Origin of the sequence: Paraburkholderia dioscoreae, assembly GCF_902459535.1 — a bacterium.
GTDB classification, from domain to species: Bacteria; Pseudomonadota; Gammaproteobacteria; order Burkholderiales; family Burkholderiaceae; genus Paraburkholderia; species Paraburkholderia dioscoreae.
The window spans coordinates 2,573,524-2,593,133 of sequence record NZ_LR699554.1; the positions used below are offsets into that span (position 1 = coordinate 2,573,524).

Sequence of the window (19,610 nt, forward strand, 5' to 3'; positions counted from 1 at the left end):
ATGGAACAGGCGCCGTTATCAGTTGTTCAGGTTGATCGCTACTGCCTTGACCTCTGTATAGAGCTTGATCGCGTCGTAGCCGCGCTCGCGGCCCCAGCCGGACTGTTTATAGCCGCCGTATGGCAGCGTCGCATCCGGTGAAGACAACGCATTCACATTGACGATGCCCGCCTGCAACCGCCGCGCCATCTTGTGCGCGCGGCCCAGGTCCTTGGTCCAGATGCTCGCGGCAAGTCCATAAGTGGTGGCGTTGGCGGTGGCCGCGATACTGTCGAGATCTTCGTCGTTGAAAGACATGGCGCAAAGCACTGGCCCGAAAATTTCTTCGTCATGCACGCGCATGCCGGGCTTCACACCGGTCAATACGGTGGGTTGCACGAAGTAGCCGTGCTCGCCACTCGCTTGGCCACCCGCGAACAGCGTCGCGCCTTCCTGCTGCCCCTGGTCGATATAGCCGGCAACCCGGTCCAGTTGACGCCGCGAGATGACCGGGCCCATCTGCGTGCCCGCGTCCATACCGTGCCCCATCTTCATCGCATTCGCGCGTTTCGCGATGCCGTCCAACACTTCGTCGAACACACGTTCATGCACATAGAGCCGCGAGCCGGCCGCGCAGATCTGCCCGGCGTGGAAAAATATGGACGAACACACGCCCGCGGCTGCGGCCTCGAGATTTGCGTCGGGGAATACGATGACCGGCGACTTGCCGCCCAACTCCAGCGATACCCGCTTCAGATTCCCGCTTGCGGCCTGTACGATCCGACGGCCGGTTTCGCCCGAACCGGTGAAAGCCACCTTGTCGATACCAGGGTGAGCGGCAATCGCAGCGCCGACCGGATTGCCGAAACCAGTCACGATATTCAGCACGCCAGCCGGAATCCCCGCGTCTAGCGCGAGTTCGCCGAGCCGCAGAGCGGTCAGCGGGGTCTGCTCGGACGGTTTCATGACGATCGTGCAGCCGGTGGCAAGAGCCGGCGCGATCTTCCACATCGCCATATTCAACGGAAAATTCCAGGGGATGATCTGCCCCACCACGCCGACCGGCTCGCGCAGCGTGTACGCATGCCACTCGCCCGGCATTGAAACATTCGGCGTCTCGCCGCCCATCTTGGTGGTCCAGCCGGCCATGTAACGCAGCATTTCAGCGATGCCCACCACGTCGCCATTGCGGCAGAACGGCAGCGGCTTGCCGCTGTTGATACATTCGAGTTCGGCGAGTTCGTCCGCGTGATCTTCGATCAGGCTTGCAAAGCGCAGCATCATCCGCGTGCGCTCGGCCGGGGTGACTTTGCTCCACGGTCCTTCGAACGCGCGGCGCGCGGCGTGGACCGCACGATCGACGTCGGTTGCCGACGCTTCCGCCGCAGTGGCGATCACCGCACCGGTGCCGGGATCGACGATGTCGGTGCGGCGGCCGGAGTCGGACTCCACCATGCGACCATCGATCAGCAGTTGATGCGTGCGCGACAGAAAGCTGCGTGCCGCTTCGCCGAGTCCGGGATGTAACGTCGAGGTCATGTCAGTGCCCTTTCTGTGTCAATGAATAGATGGCGTCATTCATTTGCCAAGCAGTTGCCGCGCGATGATCACGCGGTGAATTTCGTTCGTGCCTTCCAGGATCTGGTTCAGCTTCGCGTCGCGCATGAAGCGTTCGACCGGATACTCGGTCGAGTAACCATACGAACCGTGTACCTGCACCGATTCCAGAGCGACTTCCATGGCGATATCGGTGACGAAACACTTCACGATGGAGGACAGCAAGGTCAGGCGGCTGCTATCACCGGCATCGATTTCCTGAGTGCTCGTATAGAGCAGCGTGCGGGCAGCTTCGATCTTCATTGCCATGTCGGCCAGCTTGAACTGAATGGCCTGAAAGTCGCCGATCCGCTTGCCGAACTGCCGGCGGTCCTTCGCGTAGTTGACCGACTCGTCCATGGCCGCCTGCGCGAGCCCCAGTGAGGACGCCGCCACCGACGGCCGGTTCAGGTCGAGAATCTTCATGCATGCCTTGAAGCCGTTGCCTTCCTCCCCGAGCAGGCAGTCGGCATCGATACGCATGTCTTCGAAAAACACCTGATAGGTCGGCGATCCATGCCGCCCCATCTTCACTTCCTTGCGGCCGATCTTCAGCCCAGGCGTTTTCGTATCCACCAGGAACACACTGATGCCATCGTGACCCCGGCCTTCGGCAGTGCGCGCGAACAGCAGCATGTAATTGGCCTGAGCTGCCCACGTAATCCAGCTTTTCTGCCCGTTGACCACATACGAGTTGCCGTCGCGCCGAGCCGTGGTGCGAATCGCGGAAACATCGGAACCGGCCTCCGGTTCGGTGATCGCCACCGCCGAAATCGTGCGGCCCTTCGCCGCTTCCGGCAGATAGCGCTGCTTTTGCGCTTCGCTGCCGAAATGCAGCAGCGGCAGAATCAAACCGATCGAGTTGTTCGCGCACAAGGTCGATGCCGCGAGCGACACCTTGCCGATTTCTTCTTTCGCGATGCAAACCGATGTCAGATCGCCGCCGGGGCCGCCGTATTCATCCGGCACCCACATCTGCAGCAAGCCCAGGTCGCCGAACACCTCGACCAGTTCTTCCGGAAAGCGTTTGGTCTCCTCCATTCCCGCGACGAGTGGTCGAACCTGTTCTTCCGCGACCCTGCGGACCATGTCGCGCAGCATCTCCTGCTCTTCGCTGAATTTCACTACGGTCTCCTTGCGTCGCGTGTTGTTGAATGTGTCCAGGATGATCCGCGCGCATCACGCGGATTTCAGCTCGCGAAAACCGAGCGCGCTCATGACCGGTTCGTCGCTGACGCGAATCAGTTGCGACCAGTCCGCGAGGCCCTCGATCGTGAAGGCGTGCCAGCAAGGAATCGCGATCATGTCGCCGCGCGCGAGCTCGACGGTGCCGAGTTGTTCGACGGTGACCTGCACGCTTCCGCGCGTGACGGTGAAGAGGTTGTTGTCGATCCGCTTGTCATGCGCGTGCGGCTGTCCCCGTTCGATGCCCAGCGCCTGCAAGCCGATCGTCTTGAGTCCACCCGGCGCGATATCCACGATGCCTTTCTCTCGTGTGCCCCGGTCGAGATCGATGCCTTTATGCCGCAGCGGCGAGTCCGGTTCGTGCGCGGTAACCGCTTCGTTGCGTTGCGGATGGTCCTCGAAGTACATGCACTCCAGGTTTTGCACGAGCGGCACGTCCAGAAAATCGATCCAGAAAGCGGGTTCGTTGCCGAAGTTACTGTGGCCGTGCCAATGCCACGAAGGCGTCAGCACCACGTCGCCCGGCGCGACATCCACCTGCACGCCATTGACGATCGTGAATGTGTCCGTGCCCGCATCGAGAATCAACCGCAACGCATTTGGAGAGTGACGGTGGGAGCGAGCCGTTTCGCCTGGAAGAACCAGTTGATACGCGGCCACCAGGTTGCGGCAGGTCGGATATATGTTGTCCGCAATCGGATTGACCATGATCAGATTGCGGCGCTCGGCCTGCTCGGGCGACACGAACTCGCATGCTGCGTCGAGCGCGGCGCGCGCATCGGCGTAACGCCAGACGGCGGGAACAAACCGGGGACGTGGCACCTGCCACATTTGCGGCACTTTCTTGGCCCAGCCCGGCGACAGCGCGCGAGCCTGCAGGGCGTCGAAGTAACCATCGGGGGCCGCCTGGTTCGGCGTAGCGGTTTCAGACATCACAGTCCTCTGCTAGGGTGCCGTCGGGAAATGACGGCTTGCGATACGGCGCAATCGGTAAATCGCGGCGTTACACGGCCAGTCCGGCCTTTTCCTTGTTCCATACCGGATGGTCGCCAACGGTGCCGCGCGTGACCGGCAAGCGCATCGATCCCACACCGTCAATCTCGATCTCGATGACATCCCCCTCTTCGACCGGTCCGACGCCCGCCGGCGTCCCGCTCGCGATGATGTCGCCAGGTTCGAGCGTCATCACCGCCGAGGACATCGCGATCATGTCTGGAATATTCACGATAAGATTCCGGGTCGACGCCGACTGGCGCTCCTCGCCATTCACGCGCAGACGCATCTCGATGTTGTCGAAATCGGCGATTTCATCGGCGGTGGTGATCCATGGTCCGGTTGGGCAGAACGTGTCGTACGATTTGCGCATCACGCGTTCTTCCTTGCCGCGAACGACCATATCCAGCAGGCAGGTAAAGCCGAACACGTAGGAGCGGCTGTCGGCATGCAATACACCCCGACCGCGCTTGCCGATAATGATGCCGAGCTCGCACTCGTGATGAACTTCGCGCCCGGCGAGCGGCGGCAACACGATACTGTCGGCCGGACCGCTGAGACTTGAATTCGCCTTGAGGAAAAAACCCTGCCCGCTTGCCTTGAACGAAGAAATCACGCCAGTGCCGACACCTTTCATTTCGTCGATGTGGGCGTGATAGTTCGCCGGAAACGCGATCACCTTGTTCGGCCATTGAACCGGCGCTTCAAGACGCACTTCTGCCAGTGCGCGACCCGTTCTGGAGTGCAGTGCATCCAGCAATGCGGGATGCAGCCGATCCCATTGCGCGACAAAACGCACCATGCCGACGGGTGGCCATGCGCCAGGCTCTGCACCCGCGATGTCGGTGACGTCGATAACACTGCCTTCGCGCACGATGCCGATGCGTCCGTTGTCGAAAGATACGAGTCTCATCGCGCGGCTACCTCTTCGACGACACGGCTCGCTACCCCCAACGGCTGCACGCCGCGAACGATATCGATGAGCGCATCGGCATCGTCGGGTTGAGTATTGGCACGCCAGGCCACGTGGCCATCAGGACGGACCAGCACCAGTGCGCACTCATACAACGCACGCGCCTGCTCATTGTCGATATCGACGACGCGCAACGGCACGCCAGCGCGCTGTGCCGCCGCGCTCAACGCATCGACATCGATCGCGTTGTGAAAGCGCATCAGTACGAACTCACGGCCGAACAGGTCAAGAGTCGAATGCCCGGGGGACAACCAGACGTGCGGCGCACGATGGCCCGGTCGGGCCGTTTGCACATAGGTGCTCACGGTATCTTCCGGCTCGGGCGTGCCGTCCGGTACGACGATCGACGATCCCTCATAACGGAAGCCGAGATGAATACCGATCGTGTACCACTCGCGCTTCATCATCTGCGTGTAGGCATCGCCGAAAACCTGGCGGGCCTGATCGCCTTCCGGCCCCGGCTCGAACACGGCCTTGCTGAGCGACTGGCGCGGCGTCAGCATCAGCTTCAGATTGTTGGTCGCCTCGTTGACGTTGCGGATCGCAACCGGCCGGCGTTCGAATTCATAGGTATCTAACAGATGTGGGCCACCCCAGCCTTCCACCATTGCCTGCAACTTCCAGCCGAGATCGACCGAGTCCTGCACGCCCATGTTCATGCCGAAACCGCCGGTGGGCGAAGTCAGGTGCGCGGCGTCGCCGGCAATTTTCACGCGAGCCGTACCGTAGTTGTCCGCGACCAGCTGGCGGCGAATCCACGGCATCAGCGACACGATCCGGAATTCGAAATCGTCGCGTCCCACCGCACGCCGGAATGCGGCCGCCACATCGTCTTCCGTCAGTGTGCGCATCGTCGCGTCACCGACGATGGAAAAACGCCACCAGTTGCGCCCGTTGATCGCGACAACGGTGCTCCACGTCCCTTCCGGTCCGATGAAGATGTAGCGATAACCCGGCTTTTTGTCGTGCAGCTGCTCGAGACCTTCGCATTCGATAATCGCGTTCGTCGTGTACGTGAGCGCCGGCGTACCGGTCATCTTGATGCCGAGCGCCTCTTTCACGCGGCTCGCGCCGCCGTCGCAGCCAACGAGGTACTGGCATTCGATCTGCTGTTCCGCACCGGTGATCAGGTCTCGGACGGTCACGGTGACGCCGTCGCTACGCTCGTGGTGCGAGACATATTCAGTGGAGTAGCGAATCTGCACGTTGCCCGTCTTCGAGGCAAAGCGCGTGAGAACCGGATCGAAGAAATTTTGCGGGCAGCGTTCGCGCTTTTGCGGGCTTTGCTCCGGCTTCGGCTCATCGCGCACTGTCGGAAACGACTCACGCCCGAACTCGTAGCCACCATGCAGTTGCGACACCCACGCATAATCTTGTGAATAGTCGCGGTTGTAGCCGGCATTCTCGACATCTTCGACAATGCCCCAGCGGCGGCAGAATTCCATGGTTCGGATTCCCACCATATCCATCTTCGGCTGGAACACCTGGCCATCGCCACGCTCGATCAGCAGACACGGCACGCCCCGCCACCCGAGATCACCGGCGAGCGCCAGCCCGACCGGCCCCGCTCCTACGATTACCACCGGGGTTCGCCCCAACTCAATCTTCTGCGCCATAGTCGAAAGCTCCATCATCTTTTTGCGTGTCGGCTTGACTGTGCGTCGCGCCCTTTGAAAGTGAACTCACCGTGCTGCAATGTGGAGTCAATGTACAAGGCACCTACTTGATGTGACCAATACTGTTTGCAGAGGGATTAAGAGGATTTCCCTATCACGCGTCGCAAGGTTCTTCGTCTGAGAGGATCGGAAAATCGTATTGGCGCGAGCGGCATGCCCGTGACTATCCTGTGGACCAGCATCGGCACATCGCACGCCGTTGCGCGACAAGGACAAAACCTCAGGAGACTTCAATATGCATACGAATCACGAAAGGCCTTGGTACCGCTGGTATGTACTGTTCATCCTGACCGTGATCTATGCGTTCAGCTATGTCGACCGTCAGATCGTGACGATCCTCGCGCCCTATCTGAAGAAAGACATGGGCATCTCGGATGCGCAACTCGGTTTGCTGTACGGCACGTCATTCGCGCTGTTCTATTGTGTATTCGGGATTCCCCTGGCGCGGCTTGCCGACGGCTGGAGTCGCGTTCGCACATTGGCGCTCGGCCTGTCGTTCTGGTCCGCGATGACGGCGATGTCCGGCCTGTCGCGCAACTTTGCGCAGCTCGGCGCCGCCCGTATCGGGGTTGGGGTGGGCGAAGCCAGCGCGACGCCCGCCGCGATCTCGCTACTCGGTGATTACTTCGAGCGAGCCAAACGCGGTACGGTGCTCGCCCTTTATTCGGTCGGCGTGTATGTGGGAGCGGGCGCGTCGCTCGCCATTGGTGGATCGATCGTGGCCGCGTGGGAGCATGCCTACGGAAAGGGCGGCGTATCCGCACCGCTCGGATTGTCGGGATGGCAAGCGTCGTTCATGTGCGTGGGCATACCCGGGCTCCTGTTCGCGCTGATCGTCCTACTGACCATTCGCGAACCCGCGCGCGGCCGCCTCGACGCCGTCGCCCCCAGGAAAGACCCCCATCCTTTCATGCATGCCATCCGCGACCTTGGCGCCATGGTGCCGCCATGGAGCTGGCTGACCTTGCGCTCGCTGGGCGCACCGCGCCGCGAATATCTGCGTAACGCCATGTATCTTCTTCTGGCGATTTGCGTTGTGGTGTTCGCCACGTCCGCGACCAATCATGTGCTCTCCGCAAGTCGAAACGCCCGGATCGGCACGGTATTCGGCATGGCGGTGACAAGCAATCTGGTCCAGTGGCTTGCGATTGCGATTGCGGTCTACGTGTGTTCGAACTGGTATCAGGCCACGCGCCTCGGCGACGTCGCCGCTCACCGACTGATTACGGGTTCCAAAACCTTTTTTTGCTTGACCGTGGCCGGGGCGTTTCTCGCCTTTGCAATGAACGCGGTGAATGGGTTCGTGTTCGTATATGCCAGCCGTGAATTGGGGCTAACTGCTCAGGCGGGCCTGCATCTCGGCATCATTGCGATCATCGCCGGCGGAGCGGGAATCAGCGTGAGCGGCTATCTGTCCGACTGCGCGCGACGCCGGCATGCCCTCGGGCGCCTGTACTTCGTGTGCTTTACCGTAACGATGTTCACTGCGGCCAGCGCAATTCAATATGTGACGCGAGATGTCACCGTTTTCTATTGCGCCTACGCGGTCGCGACTTTCTTCGTGCCCATGTGGTTCGGTCCGCTTCAGGCGACCACCCAGGACCTGGTGATTCCGCGTCTGCGTGGGACTGCATTTGCCGCGTTCTCGCTGGGCGCGAATATCTTTGGCCTGGGACTCGGACCTTATACCGTTGGCCTGATCAGCGATGCGTCAGGTGATCTGCGTCTGGCGATTCTGTGTGCGCTCGCCGTGTTGCCGGTGTCGATTGGCTCGTTGCTTCTGGCAAGCCGGACCTTGGTGGCGAGCGAAACGGTCGCCCGCGCAGAGCTGGATCGCTTCAACGCCGACTCGGTCGACGAGCAACTCGCGCCAGCCATCGAACATCAATTAACGCACTGAGTATGAGTCGGTGTGGTGCCGGAGGCGACAGCGTGCGGTACGTCTGAGGTGAAGCGTAACCGAGCTCTTTCGCGATGCCTCCGATCGCCACGCGGTCGTCGATAGCGCGGCCTTACTGGTAGTAGGCGTACTGAATTCTGGAGCATCACAACGCCCCGCCCACCGATCTCATTGAGCCAGCATGGCTGGGATGGGCGGCGACGAGTCGAGGAGCACGTCGTGTTGCTCCTTGACACCATGTACATACGCATCGCTGACCTGTTGCTTAAGAAGATTGCCGTACCGCCCTACCGCGTCAGCGGTTTAGTTCAACTGCTATTTTCGAAACTGCATTTAATGCCGCGAAACCACAAGCGGGCCCGCTCGCTCTGCGCTTCTCAACCGCTTTTCCTGGCCTGGCTCCCAAAGCAACGTTCCCCAGGCACCCCCATCAGAAAACCTCCCAGAAGCCGACTGGCTTGCCAACGCTTGGCCTCTCTGCGCGCCGTCCTCGCTGGCAGAAGTCACCTCCCACGAACACCTATGTATCGGGCAACGCCAGTCTCCCTTCCCCGCTCTCCGGGTCCCCCATCGCGTCCGGGTCGGCGGGCAACGCTCCAACTGACGCCCTCGAAACAAAATCGCTACATCTGATAACTGGAGATATCAGGAGTGCGCTTTTCTGGACGGAGGCAGGCGTCTCAGCCCGTTTCGATCATCGTAAGCGGGGAACTGGCGACCGCCCAGCCTGGCGTCCCATCACGCCGCGACAGCCAGCATCGACCGACGACAGCCGACAGACGCACAAGCACATGCATATTGCGCGCGAGCCTCTTCGTCTACGGCGTTGTCAATTGCCAGCAGATAATCGATGAAAAGCTCTTCGCCTGCGTCGACTGGCCGGAGTGTGTAGATGAAAATCCGTCCTTCATCCTCGATAGTCTCGCAGTTGGGTGCGCACGCATGATTGAACCAGCGCGCGCTGTTGCCGCCACGGCTGCCGTCGATCACCCGCCCATCCGACAGGCCAAAAAGAAATGTGTGTCCTTCGACTCCTTCATGCTGGTGACGTCGCACCGCATTGCGCCACGAGGTGATTTCACCCTTGTATTCAAGCACCCGTTCGGCCGCCGCGAGCGCGCGCAAGGCGAACACGCCTTTGCCGTGAACTGGAGACCGCCGGACAACTACGCGCCTCATACACTTTCCTTTGCCAATGTCTGCGCCAGTATACGAGTAGGAAATTTCCCCAACCAGTGTCATGGATGAGCACGCGCTTGCCACGATCGGGCGTCGGCGCGTATACGAGAAACGGAGAGTCGAGGTATTTGAACCGCAGGCATCCCGCAGTGACTGACGGCTCACCCGCGAAGACATCCGGCTTCAGAAAAGCTGATTGCCGAGCTCACGCAGGCTGACCCGCTTCACCGTGCTCACGAAGGTCCTGCCTGTGGTGTCGAGCGACTCGATCATCGCGCGTTGCCTGCGGGCTTCCGCAATGACGCGCACGATGCGCGTCCGGTAGCGCAGTAATGCGCCGATCGTTGGGCACGAGATTTCGCGCCCGGTCCGCGAACGTTTCTGTTCCATACGACTACCTATATAGACGTGCAGCGAAAGGCAAGGCCGCAGTAGGTCGCGGCATCTCGCACTGATCCTACCAGGCCGGCTGGCCGGGGTCCAGGCGCCACCCGATCACGCTGCGCCGTCACTGCCGCCAGTACCTCCAGCGGCTACTGCTGGCAGCCGCGCCATCGGCAGACATCCGGCCGATGGCCTGCGTCCGCTCTCAGGCGCCGTTCACGGCATCCTTGAACGCCTTGCCCGCCGTGAACTTCACCGTCTTCGCAGCCGCGATCTGGATTTCGGCGCCGGTCGCCGGATTGCGGCCGACGCGCGCGGCACGCGCCCCCGTCGAGAACGATCCAAAGCCGATCAGCTGCACGGTGTCACCTTTCGTGACGGCCGCGGTGACCGCGCCGATAAACGCATCGATCGCCTCGCCGGCGGCCGCCTTGCTCGCGCCGGTCTTCGCGGCAACTGCATCCACCAGTTCCTGCTTGTTCATTGTGACTTCCTCGTTGTGGTTGAAATCTCGTCACCCTACCCGATTGGCGCGCCTTCGCGCAATCGGCACGCAGCGGCATGTGGTCCACCACGGGCCCATCGTCCTGTCGGGCCGGGCATGCACCGGGGGAAGTCGTCTGGGGGAATCTGGCCGGTGCACGGTCCAGGACGCTGACCGCGAAACGTCAACGCCCGGGTTCTGCGCCGGAGATCCTGTCTTTCCCAAGGGTCGACCGGCGCAGACCGCCGGGCATGTCTCTGCATTTTCAACGTCTTCTATTACGCGTGACCGCGCGCTTCGCGGCTGCGGTCATAAATCCGGTCCCGCGTCTTCGGGTGACGCGCGCCGCGTCATCACGCCAGGTCCTATCGGCGACCTCGCCCGGTTCCTGCCACGGTCAATGTCCGCAAATGAAGGGGTAGATAGCTCTGATTATGTGGAATTAAACGATTTTGGCTACTCAGCGCTTTGGCCGAATCGAACCATCTGGTGCCGGTGTCGCATCCAGGCGTCGAAGAAGGCGTTCGACAGCCTCCTGGTCACCGTCCACCGCATCGCGTTCCTCGTCGGTGAGCGGGATTTCCTGCAGCATCCGAATCATCCCGGCCTTCGATGCAAGCAGCTCGGCACGGGTCGATTCCTTCGGAACGTAGAAGTCGCACCGTGCACAGGCCATGCGGTGGGGACATTGATCAAAGAATTCATACGAACACAATCCGTGGCCCAGGTCGTAGTAGCGCCACGGCTGATCGGTGCTCCGCTCATCTATAGCCTGCCGGTCGATCAGCACCTCCATCATCCTCAGGTTCCGCTGGAAGTACTGCGCTTCCGAGTAAGCTTTTGCCAGCTTCGTGGGCGTGAATGCCACGTAGTGCTGCGTGGTGACTGGGGAGCGATGACCAAGCCAGGCCTGCAGTTCGAACAGGGTCATCGGTTCCCTGGCATTGAAGAGCTGGCTCGCAATGGTCGAGCGTGCGCGGTGGCTGCTAATTTGTCCACGTGCGTCTGCGGCTGGGATGCCTGCCTTCCGGCACAGCGTGGGAATCAGATGCCGGTTCAAGTAGTTATGCGGGATCATTTTCGCTCGATACGAGAACAGGAATTCAACCTGCTCGCCAGTCTTATTGTCGACGGCGAGCGGCTGGACCGGGCGCACTCGTTCCCAAGTCAGGACTGCTTCCCCAACGACGGCGTCGATTGGCTTGGAAAACGCTGTTCCAGTCTTGTGTACCGGAACATCGAGCATCCAGCAGTGCTCACCCAGATTTCCTGCCAACGGTTCCTTCCGCGCGCAGCCAACTCGCAGTCGTACGATTTCGTCGCTACGTAATCCGGCGAAGAGCCATACGATGCTCAATGCCCGCATCATCTCGAGTGGATAGTAACCGCCAGTGCAGCGACGACTCCCATGCAGATTGTCGCTGCCAGAAGCTGCGCTGCCGTGCAGGGGAAGATCACTCAACGTCAGATTCAGCCCCGCCCAGAGAAGCTTGGCCCATAGATCATCGGCAATAGTGCGCGGCGAAGGCCCTATGAGTGATTTCACCGAACGGGGTGTCGCGAACGCGCGAGACGAATCAAAGCGACGCGGTATCCATTCCCACTCTTGAGCATCTGCGAAAAAGCACCGCATCGAATCGAGCAGCGCTTTTTTGGAGCGCGCTGCGATCGGTTTGCCAGATTTGCCGCTCAAAACGGCAGTGTTCCACACATAGTCTCCGACACGCATCCGGTCCACGGCGGCGACATATTCTGCTGCCGTTTCCCGCGTCCACTGATCGGCGCGGGTGATCTCGGGATGCCGGTCTTTCATCCAGCGACCAGCCTTCAGAATCCTGCTTCGAAACTGCCGGCGGCTGCGTGCTGTCAGTGTGCTGGTCGCCTCCCATTGCTCCACCATCGTGACCCAATCCGAGGCAATATTTGCGATCCCCGCCGCATGCATGAATTCCCTGTCAACGGTATCGCGCACCTTGGGCTCATCTAAGACTATCCCTAGCCCCGTCAGGGCGCGTGTCAGCAGGAAGAACAGGCAACTGCGCGGAATCGAGTCGCACCAGCGCACACGAGCTTCCTCGATGAGCTCGGCGGTCAGGGATTCAAGGTCCGGCTGTCTGTTCATGAGCAGGAGCTCGGCAACCATGCTCATCAGCAGTTTGTTGGAACTTCGATAACCCCACTTCGCCGCGATATCTGTCACCCGCTTCAACGTGGCAGTAACATGGTCCTTGCCGAAAACCTTTTCTGCCAGGGCAGCCCGTTTCAACCCCTTGAAACAGGAAGTGTCGTTAAGACATTGGAGTAGATAGGCGACGGCGATCAACGCCTCTCGCTCACCACCAGCGCAAGTTATTACGTGGTTGGCCAACGCAAGCGAACGTTGGCTTGTCCCTATCATCTCGCGCCAGACGGTGTCGTCCCATGCCCAGAATGAAGTCTCTTGCCGAGCACACTGATGAAGAAGTATCACCTTGACGCGATCGCCACATCCGCCTTCGCCGTCCACCACGGCAAGAGCGTCGTTGATCGGCGTCAGCAACCGCCCGACCCCTGCCAACTGGTTGAGTATCACGCTTGCCTTGCGTTCAGTCCGCATCGCCCCTGAAAACCCGTATATCAGTATTCGCTGCTCTGCAGCCGTCAAAGCGTCGCCGCGATCATAGGCGGGGATTCGCAATGGCCAGGCCCAAGCACGGGCACCGGAGGCTAGCGTCTGAGTGGGCGCGGTACGAGATTTGTTCATGACCGTTACTGCCCATCAGTAACAGCCGCCAAAGCTTCCACGCGCCACGCATGGATCTGCCGCATTGTCTTTGCGAACCGATCTGCCAGATCCTGTCCAGACAGATGAATATATTGGCGCGTCGTCTCCAGACTCTGATGGCCAGCAAATCGCGCGATTTCATGCAGTTGCCAGCCCGATCGAGCAAGATCGGTCAGACACAGATGTCGAAGCGTATGAGTAGAAAACGCCGGAACGTCGGCGCGGAGGGCTATGGATCGGACAACCTTGGACCACGTCCACAACGTGATTGGCGCTCCATGATTGCGAGGTGACTCAGACAGGAACAAGGCGTGCCGATCTCGCCCTGGTGGCCGGTGCCGAAGGTAGTCACGCAGCAGTTCTGCTGCCGTCTCCGAATACGGCACGACTCGCTCGCGTCGCCCCTTGGTTGTCTCGGCGCGGACGCGCAGCAATCGGTGCGCTGGATCGAGGTCGCTGCTGCGAAGCCGACACAACTCCTCCCGGCGAAGCGCTGCATCGTAAGCAAATGCCAGCATGCACCTGTTTCGCATCGGTTCTTGGCGAACCGCGGCGAGCAGGGTCGTCCACTGCTCTTCCGTTGGAATCCACGGTAGCTTATGAAATCTCTGGACGAGGCCTCGTTCGCTGCCCGCGCCAAAGCGACTGGATGATGTGTAGCGGCCGCGGCTGACAGGATTGGTCCTGAGTAGTCCTTCATCGATCAGAAACTCGAAGAGCAAACGGACCGCAGTAATACGCTGCTGCAATGTCGCATTCGATAAGAAACCGCCTGAGCCGGTCCGAGTCTCATTGGGCCGCGATCGCCTCGGCCGGGTGCGCATCTCTCCGATATATCGTGCGATGACTTCGTGCGATGTGCCACGCAGGTCAACGCCATGCTCCTGTCCAAACCGTAGGAAGCCTTCGACCGCGTACATGTATGCCGTTATCGTATTTCTTGCCAGGCCGAGCGATGAGCAACTATCTATCCACCGGCGTGCGTAACAGTTTGAAGCGATCAGCGGGTATCGCTCCCAATCCGGTTCGACCAAAGCGCTGTCTGCACCCATGAATCGTTCTCCCGGAAAGCGGGTTGACGGTCGTCCAGTAACGGACAACGTGCAAAAAGCCAAATCGCCTACGCCCCGGGTTATCCACCGGGCTGCTCGCCTCTCGCTATAGAAAAGCGGGCGGCAGCCCCGTGGATAACCCTACGCCAATTCGCGCTTCCATGCCCTACGCCTATGCATTGACCTACCGTAGCACGACTTCAATTCCAAATAACTAAAACTATCTACCCCTTCATTTTTTCGGGAAAGGATCGACCAACGATGCGCCCTCTTCCCGGCTACGCATGGCACCGGCGCTTGAACCCGGTCTTCGGCGCGATGCCGATGGCTCGCCTTAGGCCGTCGACAGTCGCTCCGTCAAACGTCAACGACCGGTTCTAATCCTGATAAGTCGTATTGGCTGCGTTGCATTTAATGATCTGGCGGCCCGCAGACCGCTCCGGACATGCAAAGTCGAAATGCGGCCGCCCCTTTGCAACCATGCTCATCGGCGACAATGTCGGTTCCCTCCGCAGGTGTTCGGCCCTCTCATGCTCGTGCCCTGCCTTCTGGCTTCCCCTCATTCAAAGATCCGGGCTCATCACGACGGTTTGCTCATGCCACGAGCCACCAAGGCGCGATTATCAAATAATCCTCAGGTTGCGAATTCGACCAATCGACGGGGACCGCTCGAGAATCAGTTTGATGATGAACTCGGGCAATAAGGCCCGAGGCTCCGTGGCCGGCCCATTGCAGACCATCTGCGACGGGACGTGAACGATGAAATCGTCCGGCGCCGACAGCAGGCTGTGCTTGTAGGTGACTTGATAGTCCATGCTATGGTTGATCAGATAATCCAGAGGCTTTGTCCGTCTGGAGTTCCGCCTCAATCTGCTCAATCGACGGCAGGTTAGGCATCAGAGGCGCCGGGATATCGCGCAGCAACTGATACTCAGCGACGCCCATAGGACTTGCAATCCCGCGCAGCGCGTATTCGGCGACCAGGCGATTATTTTCCTTGCACAGTAGCAAGCCTATCGTGGGCTCGTCGTGCGGCCCTTTGACTTGGGCATCCACAGCTGAGAGATAGAAATTGAGTTGACCGGCATATTCGGGCTTGAATGGCGTTGTTTTCAATTCGACGACAACGTAACACCGCAGCACTGGACTGACAGCCCCGGCAACAACATAGCAAACTCGCGGGTAAGATGGGGCCTTCGCATATCGAGGGAGTGTCTGGCGCCATGGTCCAGAGAATGTCCTGCCAGTAATGCGGTTCTCGTGCTTGAGGCCGTTGCTCCCGCTAACCGGGAGCCCAGTCGATGACATGGGGACGACGCAAACACTGGCGAGTGCGTCTCGCTTTCGAGCCGAACCGCTATTCCAGCGAACAACTGGAGAAGGCCTACGATCAGCTCAGTCCGATTGATGCCCGAAGCACGAGGTGCGCATCGGATGCAAGGCCAGCAACGGCGAAAGCTATGAAGCGAGGGAAACGATGAGCAACGTTGCCATGGTCGCGCTTTACGCGCGAGTGTCATCCGAGCAGCAAAGCAAACGCGGCACGATAGACAGCCAGATCGCTGCATTGAAAGAACGAATTCAGGCAGACGGGGCGCAGATTGTGGAGGACATGTGCTTCGTTGATGCCGGGGTGAGCGGTGCAACGCTGGTCAGGCCGCAATTGGAGCGCCTGCGCGACGCCGCCGCGCTCGGGACGGTCGATCGGCTGTACATCCTCGCGCCAGACCGCCTGGCGCGCAAATATGCACACCAAGCCCTGCTGATGGAGGAATTTTCCTCGTGCGGCGTACAGGTCGTGTTTCTCAATCATGCAATTGGCACGACGCCGGAAGAATCACTGCTGCTGCAGATGCAGGGCATGATTGCTGAGTACGAGCGGGCAAAAATCGCAGAGCGTCACCGCCGCGGCAAGCTTCACGGTGCGAAACGCGGTACCGTCAATGTGCTATCAGGGGCGCCTTACGGCTACCGCTATATCCGAAGACAGCTCGACGGGACGCCTGCCCGGTACGTCATCGAACTGCCGCAAGCCGCCACGGTGAAAGCGATCTTCGAGTGGGTCGGGCTGGAGCGCCTGAGCCTCGGAGAGGTGATACGTCGGCTTGGCGAGGCCGGTACCGTGACGGCATCGGGCAAGCCGTACTGGGACCGCAGCGTGGTATGGGGCATCTTGCGTAATCCGGCGTACATGGGGCGGGCTGCGTTTGGCAAAACGCAGGTGTGCGATCATCAGGTGCGCGTGCGTGCCCAGCGCCACAGCGCCGACGTGCCCAGGAAACCGTATTCAGCGAAACGCGCGGACCGGCAGCAGTGGATCGAAATTCCGGTGCCGGCAATCGTCAGCGAAGCACTGTTCGAAATCGTTCAGGAGCAGCTTGCCGAGAACCGCAAGCTGGCATGCCAGCGCCGGGATAATGCGCCGCTTCGCCTGCTGCAGGGGCTCACTGTTTGTGGACAGTGCCGTTACGCCTACTACGCGAAGAAAGTGAGCAAGTCGGCGGCCAAGGGACATCAGCGCGATTATGCCTATTACCGCTGCGTTGGAACCGACGCCTACCGGTTCGGCGGCGAACGTATCTGCGACAACCTACAGGTACGGACAGACAACCTCGATGAGCTGGTATGGCATCAGGTTGTGGAATTGCTCAGGCATCCAGATCGACTGAAAGAAGAGTATGAACGTCGACTCGACGTGATGGAGCGTAGCGAAAAGCGCGGCTTCGATACCGGCAGTCTGGAAAAGCAGCGGCATCAGCTCGAAAAGAGCAAATCGCGACTGATCGACAGCTACTCCGACGGTATCATCGACAAGGCCGACTTCGAGCCAAGGATGCAGCAGTTGAAGAGCCGGCTCGAACAGATTGAACAGCAGATCCAGGAATCGCGGCGCCACGGCGCGATGCAAAGCGAGCTGTTTCTCGTTATTAACCGGCTTGAGGAATTTGCAACCGCCGTCACTGAAAAGCTGGATGCGATTGATCTTGAAACGAAACGCAAGATCGTTCTGGGTCTGGTCAAGCGCGTAGAAATCCACAAGGACGAGATCGTCGTCGTGTTCCGTGTCGATCCGCAACCGCCGGTTCGCGGCAGCGAAAATTCGACCGACTCAGACGCAGGAGAGAAAAGTATGCAACATTGTAGGCGGCGTACTGACACCGCCTTGCGGGGTGCCCTTGTCCGGTTGCATCACGGTCCCATCTGGCATTTGCACGGGGGCCTTGAGCCAGCGCTCGACGTACAGCAGCACCCATGCGCAGTCCGTGTGGCGGCGCACCGCTCGCATCATGAGTTCCCAGTCGATGCTACCGAAGAAATTCTTGATGTCGAGGTCTAGCGCCCAGGCGTAGTTCCAGCATCGCTGCCGAGCCACGTCGAGTGCCCGATGCGCAGACCGCCCAGGGCGATATCCATTTGAATCGTCGTGAAACACAGGCTCCACAAGCGGTTCCAGATATCGCTTGACCACCGTCTGAGCGATGCGATCAGAGATCGTGGGTATACCCAACGGCCTCGTCCCCGCACCCCCAGCTTTCGGTATGTCAGCCCGCAGTACCGGTGGCGGCATGTAACTGCCGGACGACATCCGATTCCAGACTCGGCACAGATTATTCTTCAGATCCGCCTCGAATTCCTGCATCGACTGTTCGTCCACACCCGCCGCCCCACGGTTGGCCTTTACCTGTTTGTATGCTTCCCATACCTCACGTTTGGAAATACTAAACGGCTTGGCTTTATCCACGCAGGTCCCCCCCTTGCAGGTTGCCCGCATCATAAAGCCAGACGATGACGCCCCTTCGGTCCAGTCCCATTACAGGACCTTCAACCCTACTACAGGCGTCTCCGCCCCTGTGCCCCGCATCGGTACTCTCATCCTTGTGGAGTCCTTCCACTTGAATTTCTCCCTTCACATCGGGACGACAGGTTCCCAAGTTCCTTACCAAAGCCTGAATCGAAGTCACGCCGCCTATGTGCCGAATGCCGATCGGGCCGTCAGCAGGTATCGCCCGATCTTGTCCCGGAGCAAGTGCGCTCTCCGGTTTCGACATCTTCTGGGACAATTTCGACACGTCTTCAGCGGTTCACTCGCGTTCGTCTCTTCGATCCTTACCTGACAGAGTCGAACTCTGCCTTTTCCATCGACGCTCACCACGCGGACTCTTTACCCGCGCAGCTCGTGGTGGTTTGGAGCCTGCCCCTGCAGGCCGACTCCGAAGGGCCTTCCTTCATCTCTGGTAAAGCACCGCAAGCATCGGTCATCTGATGCTCGCGTTCTTGGCACACCACACTCGATTGTCAATCGCGGGACCGAACCCTTGGGTGTGGCGTTCCGCCCAGTCGTTTCGCACCGATACGGCCACGCCATGTTCACTGCATGGAACAGCTCGGCGGCGCGATTCCCTCTCCAGGCAATCCGCGCGGCGACGCATTTCGGCGATGGGCAGGGGCGAGACGAACTGACAGCAGAGGCAGGTCACTTCCAGCGGCTCCGAGACAATTTCTCGCTATGTCAGAGAAGCCTCAATTTCCTCTCAGCCAATCCAGATAAGGCTTTCCAAGCATTTATCCCGATTCACGGAACATCTTATACTCGCCCTCCGGACGAGCAAGATTGTCTACTGGCGAAATTGACCGAGATCTAACCACCACGAGCATGGGACATTTCAACTCAGGTCGATGCCACTGATCAAACCGTGCACCCTACGGCGTGGACGACTGACGCTATGGCTACCCTTAGTCCGGTATAGCGCGGCGGCGCCACCAGTACGTCGCGAGCACCAGGAGATCTACGAGTTATGCGGCAGATTTCTGGGACATCATCGGGACATCCCGTTGCGTAAAGAGTTTCTACGACTCAAGTCGGACTTTTGTGCCACGAAACTACGACCTTGTAAATTTGAGACGAATACCATTTCGCCAACTGGCTCCAAACCTCGAGTTAAGTCGTAGATTGGTCTCCCCATTTGCCTGGCGAGCAGTCAAGCATTGACCGAGGGACCGCCACTCCGAGAGCTAAACAAACCGCCGCGTTCATGAGCGGCGTTAGAATCCTCGCCTGCTACGCGACCGCCGGTGCGCCTTCCTCCCAACCACTTAGGTCAAGGCCGCTTGACAATGCGATGGACATCGGGCACGCTTCAGCTACTTACCCGCCGCCACTGCGGCATTTGCGCTATTTAATGCGTCTGATTGGCCACAGGCGGTTGTCCAGTCCGTGTCCGACTTCACCATAGAGACTTGCCCGTTCCGGCGCGGACTTCAATCCGTGATTGAAGTCCGGTATCGCGCCGCGATCAGGACGTCCATCAACTAAAACTTCGCGTCGAGCGCCGCCAGGTGTTCAACGATCGCTGCACTCCAACCTCATCAGCAAAATTGGCCCGCTAAAAGCCGTGGGTCAGCGCACGGTAATTCCGCCTCCGTTGTGCGGCCTGAACTCGCACA

13 protein-coding genes and 2 pseudogenes are annotated in these 19,610 nt (G+C 59.9%); 2 read left to right on the plus strand and 13 right to left on the minus strand.

Translation table 11 applies throughout. The features are described 5' to 3' along the window. Nucleotides 1–18: 18 nt before the first annotated feature. From PDMSB3_RS31730 to PDMSB3_RS31750, 5 genes are all read right to left on the minus strand, one after another. Nucleotides 19–1,518 (minus strand): aldehyde dehydrogenase family protein, encoded by a 1,500-nt coding sequence (locus PDMSB3_RS31730; RefSeq protein WP_165188985.1) that lies wholly within the window; start codon nucleotides 1,516–1,518, stop codon nucleotides 19–21. Nucleotides 1,519–1,557: 39 nt separating this feature from the next. Continuing rightward, entirely contained in the window at nucleotides 1,558–2,700 is a 1,143-nt protein-coding gene (locus tag PDMSB3_RS31735; RefSeq protein ID WP_165188987.1) for an acyl-CoA dehydrogenase family protein, read from the minus strand. Nucleotides 2,701–2,754: 54 nt separating this feature from the next. After that, entirely contained in the window at nucleotides 2,755–3,693 is a 939-nt protein-coding gene (locus PDMSB3_RS31740) for a cupin domain-containing protein (RefSeq protein WP_165188989.1), read from the minus strand. 70 nt (nucleotides 3,694–3,763) lie between these two features. Further along, entirely contained in the window at nucleotides 3,764–4,666 is a 903-nt protein-coding gene (locus PDMSB3_RS31745; protein ID WP_165188991.1) for a fumarylacetoacetate hydrolase family protein, read from the minus strand. Continuing rightward, complete coding sequence (locus PDMSB3_RS31750; protein WP_165188993.1) at nucleotides 4,663–6,342, minus strand: FAD-dependent oxidoreductase; 1,680 nt, start codon at nucleotides 6,340–6,342, stop codon at nucleotides 4,663–4,665. Before PDMSB3_RS31750 ends, PDMSB3_RS31745 begins: the two co-directional genes overlap by 4 nt. A gap of 295 nt (nucleotides 6,343–6,637) precedes the next feature. Here PDMSB3_RS31750 and PDMSB3_RS31755 point away from each other — a divergent pair, with 295 nt between their 5' ends. Then, nucleotides 6,638–8,302 carry an MFS transporter gene (locus PDMSB3_RS31755; RefSeq protein WP_165188995.1) on the plus strand — a complete coding sequence of 555 codons (1,665 nt, stop codon included), beginning with the start codon at nucleotides 6,638–6,640 and terminating at the stop codon, nucleotides 8,300–8,302. A gap of 738 nt (nucleotides 8,303–9,040) precedes the next feature. On the opposite strand, the gene PDMSB3_RS31760 is transcribed toward PDMSB3_RS31755, so the two are convergent. The 7 genes and pseudogenes from PDMSB3_RS31760 to PDMSB3_RS31790 form a co-directional block, all read right to left on the minus strand. Further along, nucleotides 9,041–9,481, minus strand: a complete 441-nt coding sequence (locus tag PDMSB3_RS31760; RefSeq protein WP_165189706.1) for an SET domain-containing protein — start codon at nucleotides 9,479–9,481, stop codon at nucleotides 9,041–9,043. Nucleotides 9,482–9,664: 183 nt separating this feature from the next. Further along, nucleotides 9,665–9,871: a hypothetical protein gene (locus tag PDMSB3_RS31765; protein ID WP_165188997.1), complete on the minus strand. Its 207-nt coding sequence runs from the start codon at nucleotides 9,869–9,871 to the stop codon at nucleotides 9,665–9,667. A gap of 199 nt (nucleotides 9,872–10,070) precedes the next feature. Next, the gene (locus PDMSB3_RS31770) at nucleotides 10,071–10,349 is read right to left on the minus strand and encodes an HU family DNA-binding protein (RefSeq protein WP_165188999.1); all 279 of its coding nucleotides are present in this window, start codon (nucleotides 10,347–10,349) and stop codon (nucleotides 10,071–10,073) included. A 460-nt stretch (nucleotides 10,350–10,809) separates the two neighbouring features. Beyond that, nucleotides 10,810–13,092, minus strand: coding sequence for a tyrosine-type recombinase/integrase (locus PDMSB3_RS31775; RefSeq protein WP_165189001.1), 2,283 nt, complete (start codon nucleotides 13,090–13,092; stop codon nucleotides 10,810–10,812). A 5-nt stretch (nucleotides 13,093–13,097) separates the two neighbouring features. After that, nucleotides 13,098–14,165: a tyrosine-type recombinase/integrase gene (locus PDMSB3_RS31780; RefSeq protein ID WP_165189003.1), complete on the minus strand. Its 1,068-nt coding sequence runs from the start codon at nucleotides 14,163–14,165 to the stop codon at nucleotides 13,098–13,100. Between the two features lie 623 nt (nucleotides 14,166–14,788). Beyond that, on the minus strand, nucleotides 14,789–14,980 hold the full coding sequence (locus tag PDMSB3_RS31785; RefSeq protein WP_165189005.1) for a hypothetical protein: 192 nt from the start codon (nucleotides 14,978–14,980) through the stop codon (nucleotides 14,789–14,791). Between the two features lies 1 nt (nucleotide 14,981). Next, a pseudogene (locus tag PDMSB3_RS31790) lies at nucleotides 14,982–15,305 on the minus strand (PDDEXK nuclease domain-containing protein); the annotation flags it as partial. Nucleotides 15,306–15,657: 352 nt separating this feature from the next. Between PDMSB3_RS31790 and PDMSB3_RS38025 the strand changes: the two are divergent. Beyond that, nucleotides 15,658–16,791 (plus strand): annotated as a pseudogene (locus PDMSB3_RS38025) (recombinase family protein); the annotation flags it as partial. A gap of 483 nt (nucleotides 16,792–17,274) precedes the next feature. Here the strand turns inward: PDMSB3_RS38025 and PDMSB3_RS31800 are convergent. Next, nucleotides 17,275–17,940 carry a reverse transcriptase domain-containing protein gene (locus PDMSB3_RS31800; RefSeq protein WP_327197048.1) on the minus strand — a complete coding sequence of 222 codons (666 nt, stop codon included), beginning with the start codon at nucleotides 17,938–17,940 and terminating at the stop codon, nucleotides 17,275–17,277. Nucleotides 17,941–19,610 lie beyond the last annotated feature (1,670 nt).

Coding starts and splice junctions, on each gene's coding strand:
- PDMSB3_RS31740 (WP_165188989.1), bottom strand. CDS start 3,693: ATGTCTGAAACCGCTACGCCGAACCAGGCGGCCCCCGATGGTTACTTC.
- PDMSB3_RS31760 (WP_165189706.1), bottom strand. CDS start 9,481: ATGAGGCGCGTAGTTGTCCGGCGGTCTCCAGTTCACGGCAAAGGCGTG.
- PDMSB3_RS31785 (WP_165189005.1), bottom strand. CDS start 14,980: ATGGACTATCAAGTCACCTACAAGCACAGCCTGCTGTCGGCGCCGGAC.
- PDMSB3_RS31780 (WP_165189003.1), bottom strand. CDS start 14,165: ATGGGTGCAGACAGCGCTTTGGTCGAACCGGATTGGGAGCGATACCCG.
- PDMSB3_RS31745 (WP_165188991.1), bottom strand. CDS start 4,666: ATGAGACTCGTATCTTTCGACAACGGACGCATCGGCATCGTGCGCGAA.
- PDMSB3_RS31730 (WP_165188985.1), bottom strand. CDS start 1,518: ATGACCTCGACGTTACATCCCGGACTCGGCGAAGCGGCACGCAGCTTT.
- PDMSB3_RS31755 (WP_165188995.1), top strand. CDS start 6,638: ATGCATACGAATCACGAAAGGCCTTGGTACCGCTGGTATGTACTGTTC.
- PDMSB3_RS31770 (WP_165188999.1), bottom strand. CDS start 10,349: ATGAACAAGCAGGAACTGGTGGATGCAGTTGCCGCGAAGACCGGCGCG.
- PDMSB3_RS31765 (WP_165188997.1), bottom strand. CDS start 9,871: ATGGAACAGAAACGTTCGCGGACCGGGCGCGAAATCTCGTGCCCAACG.
- PDMSB3_RS31750 (WP_165188993.1), bottom strand. CDS start 6,342: ATGGCGCAGAAGATTGAGTTGGGGCGAACCCCGGTGGTAATCGTAGGA.
- PDMSB3_RS31775 (WP_165189001.1), bottom strand. CDS start 13,092: ATGAACAAATCTCGTACCGCGCCCACTCAGACGCTAGCCTCCGGTGCC.
- PDMSB3_RS31800 (WP_327197048.1), bottom strand. CDS start 17,940: ATGATGCGGGCAACCTGCAAGGGGGGGACCTGCGTGGATAAAGCCAAG.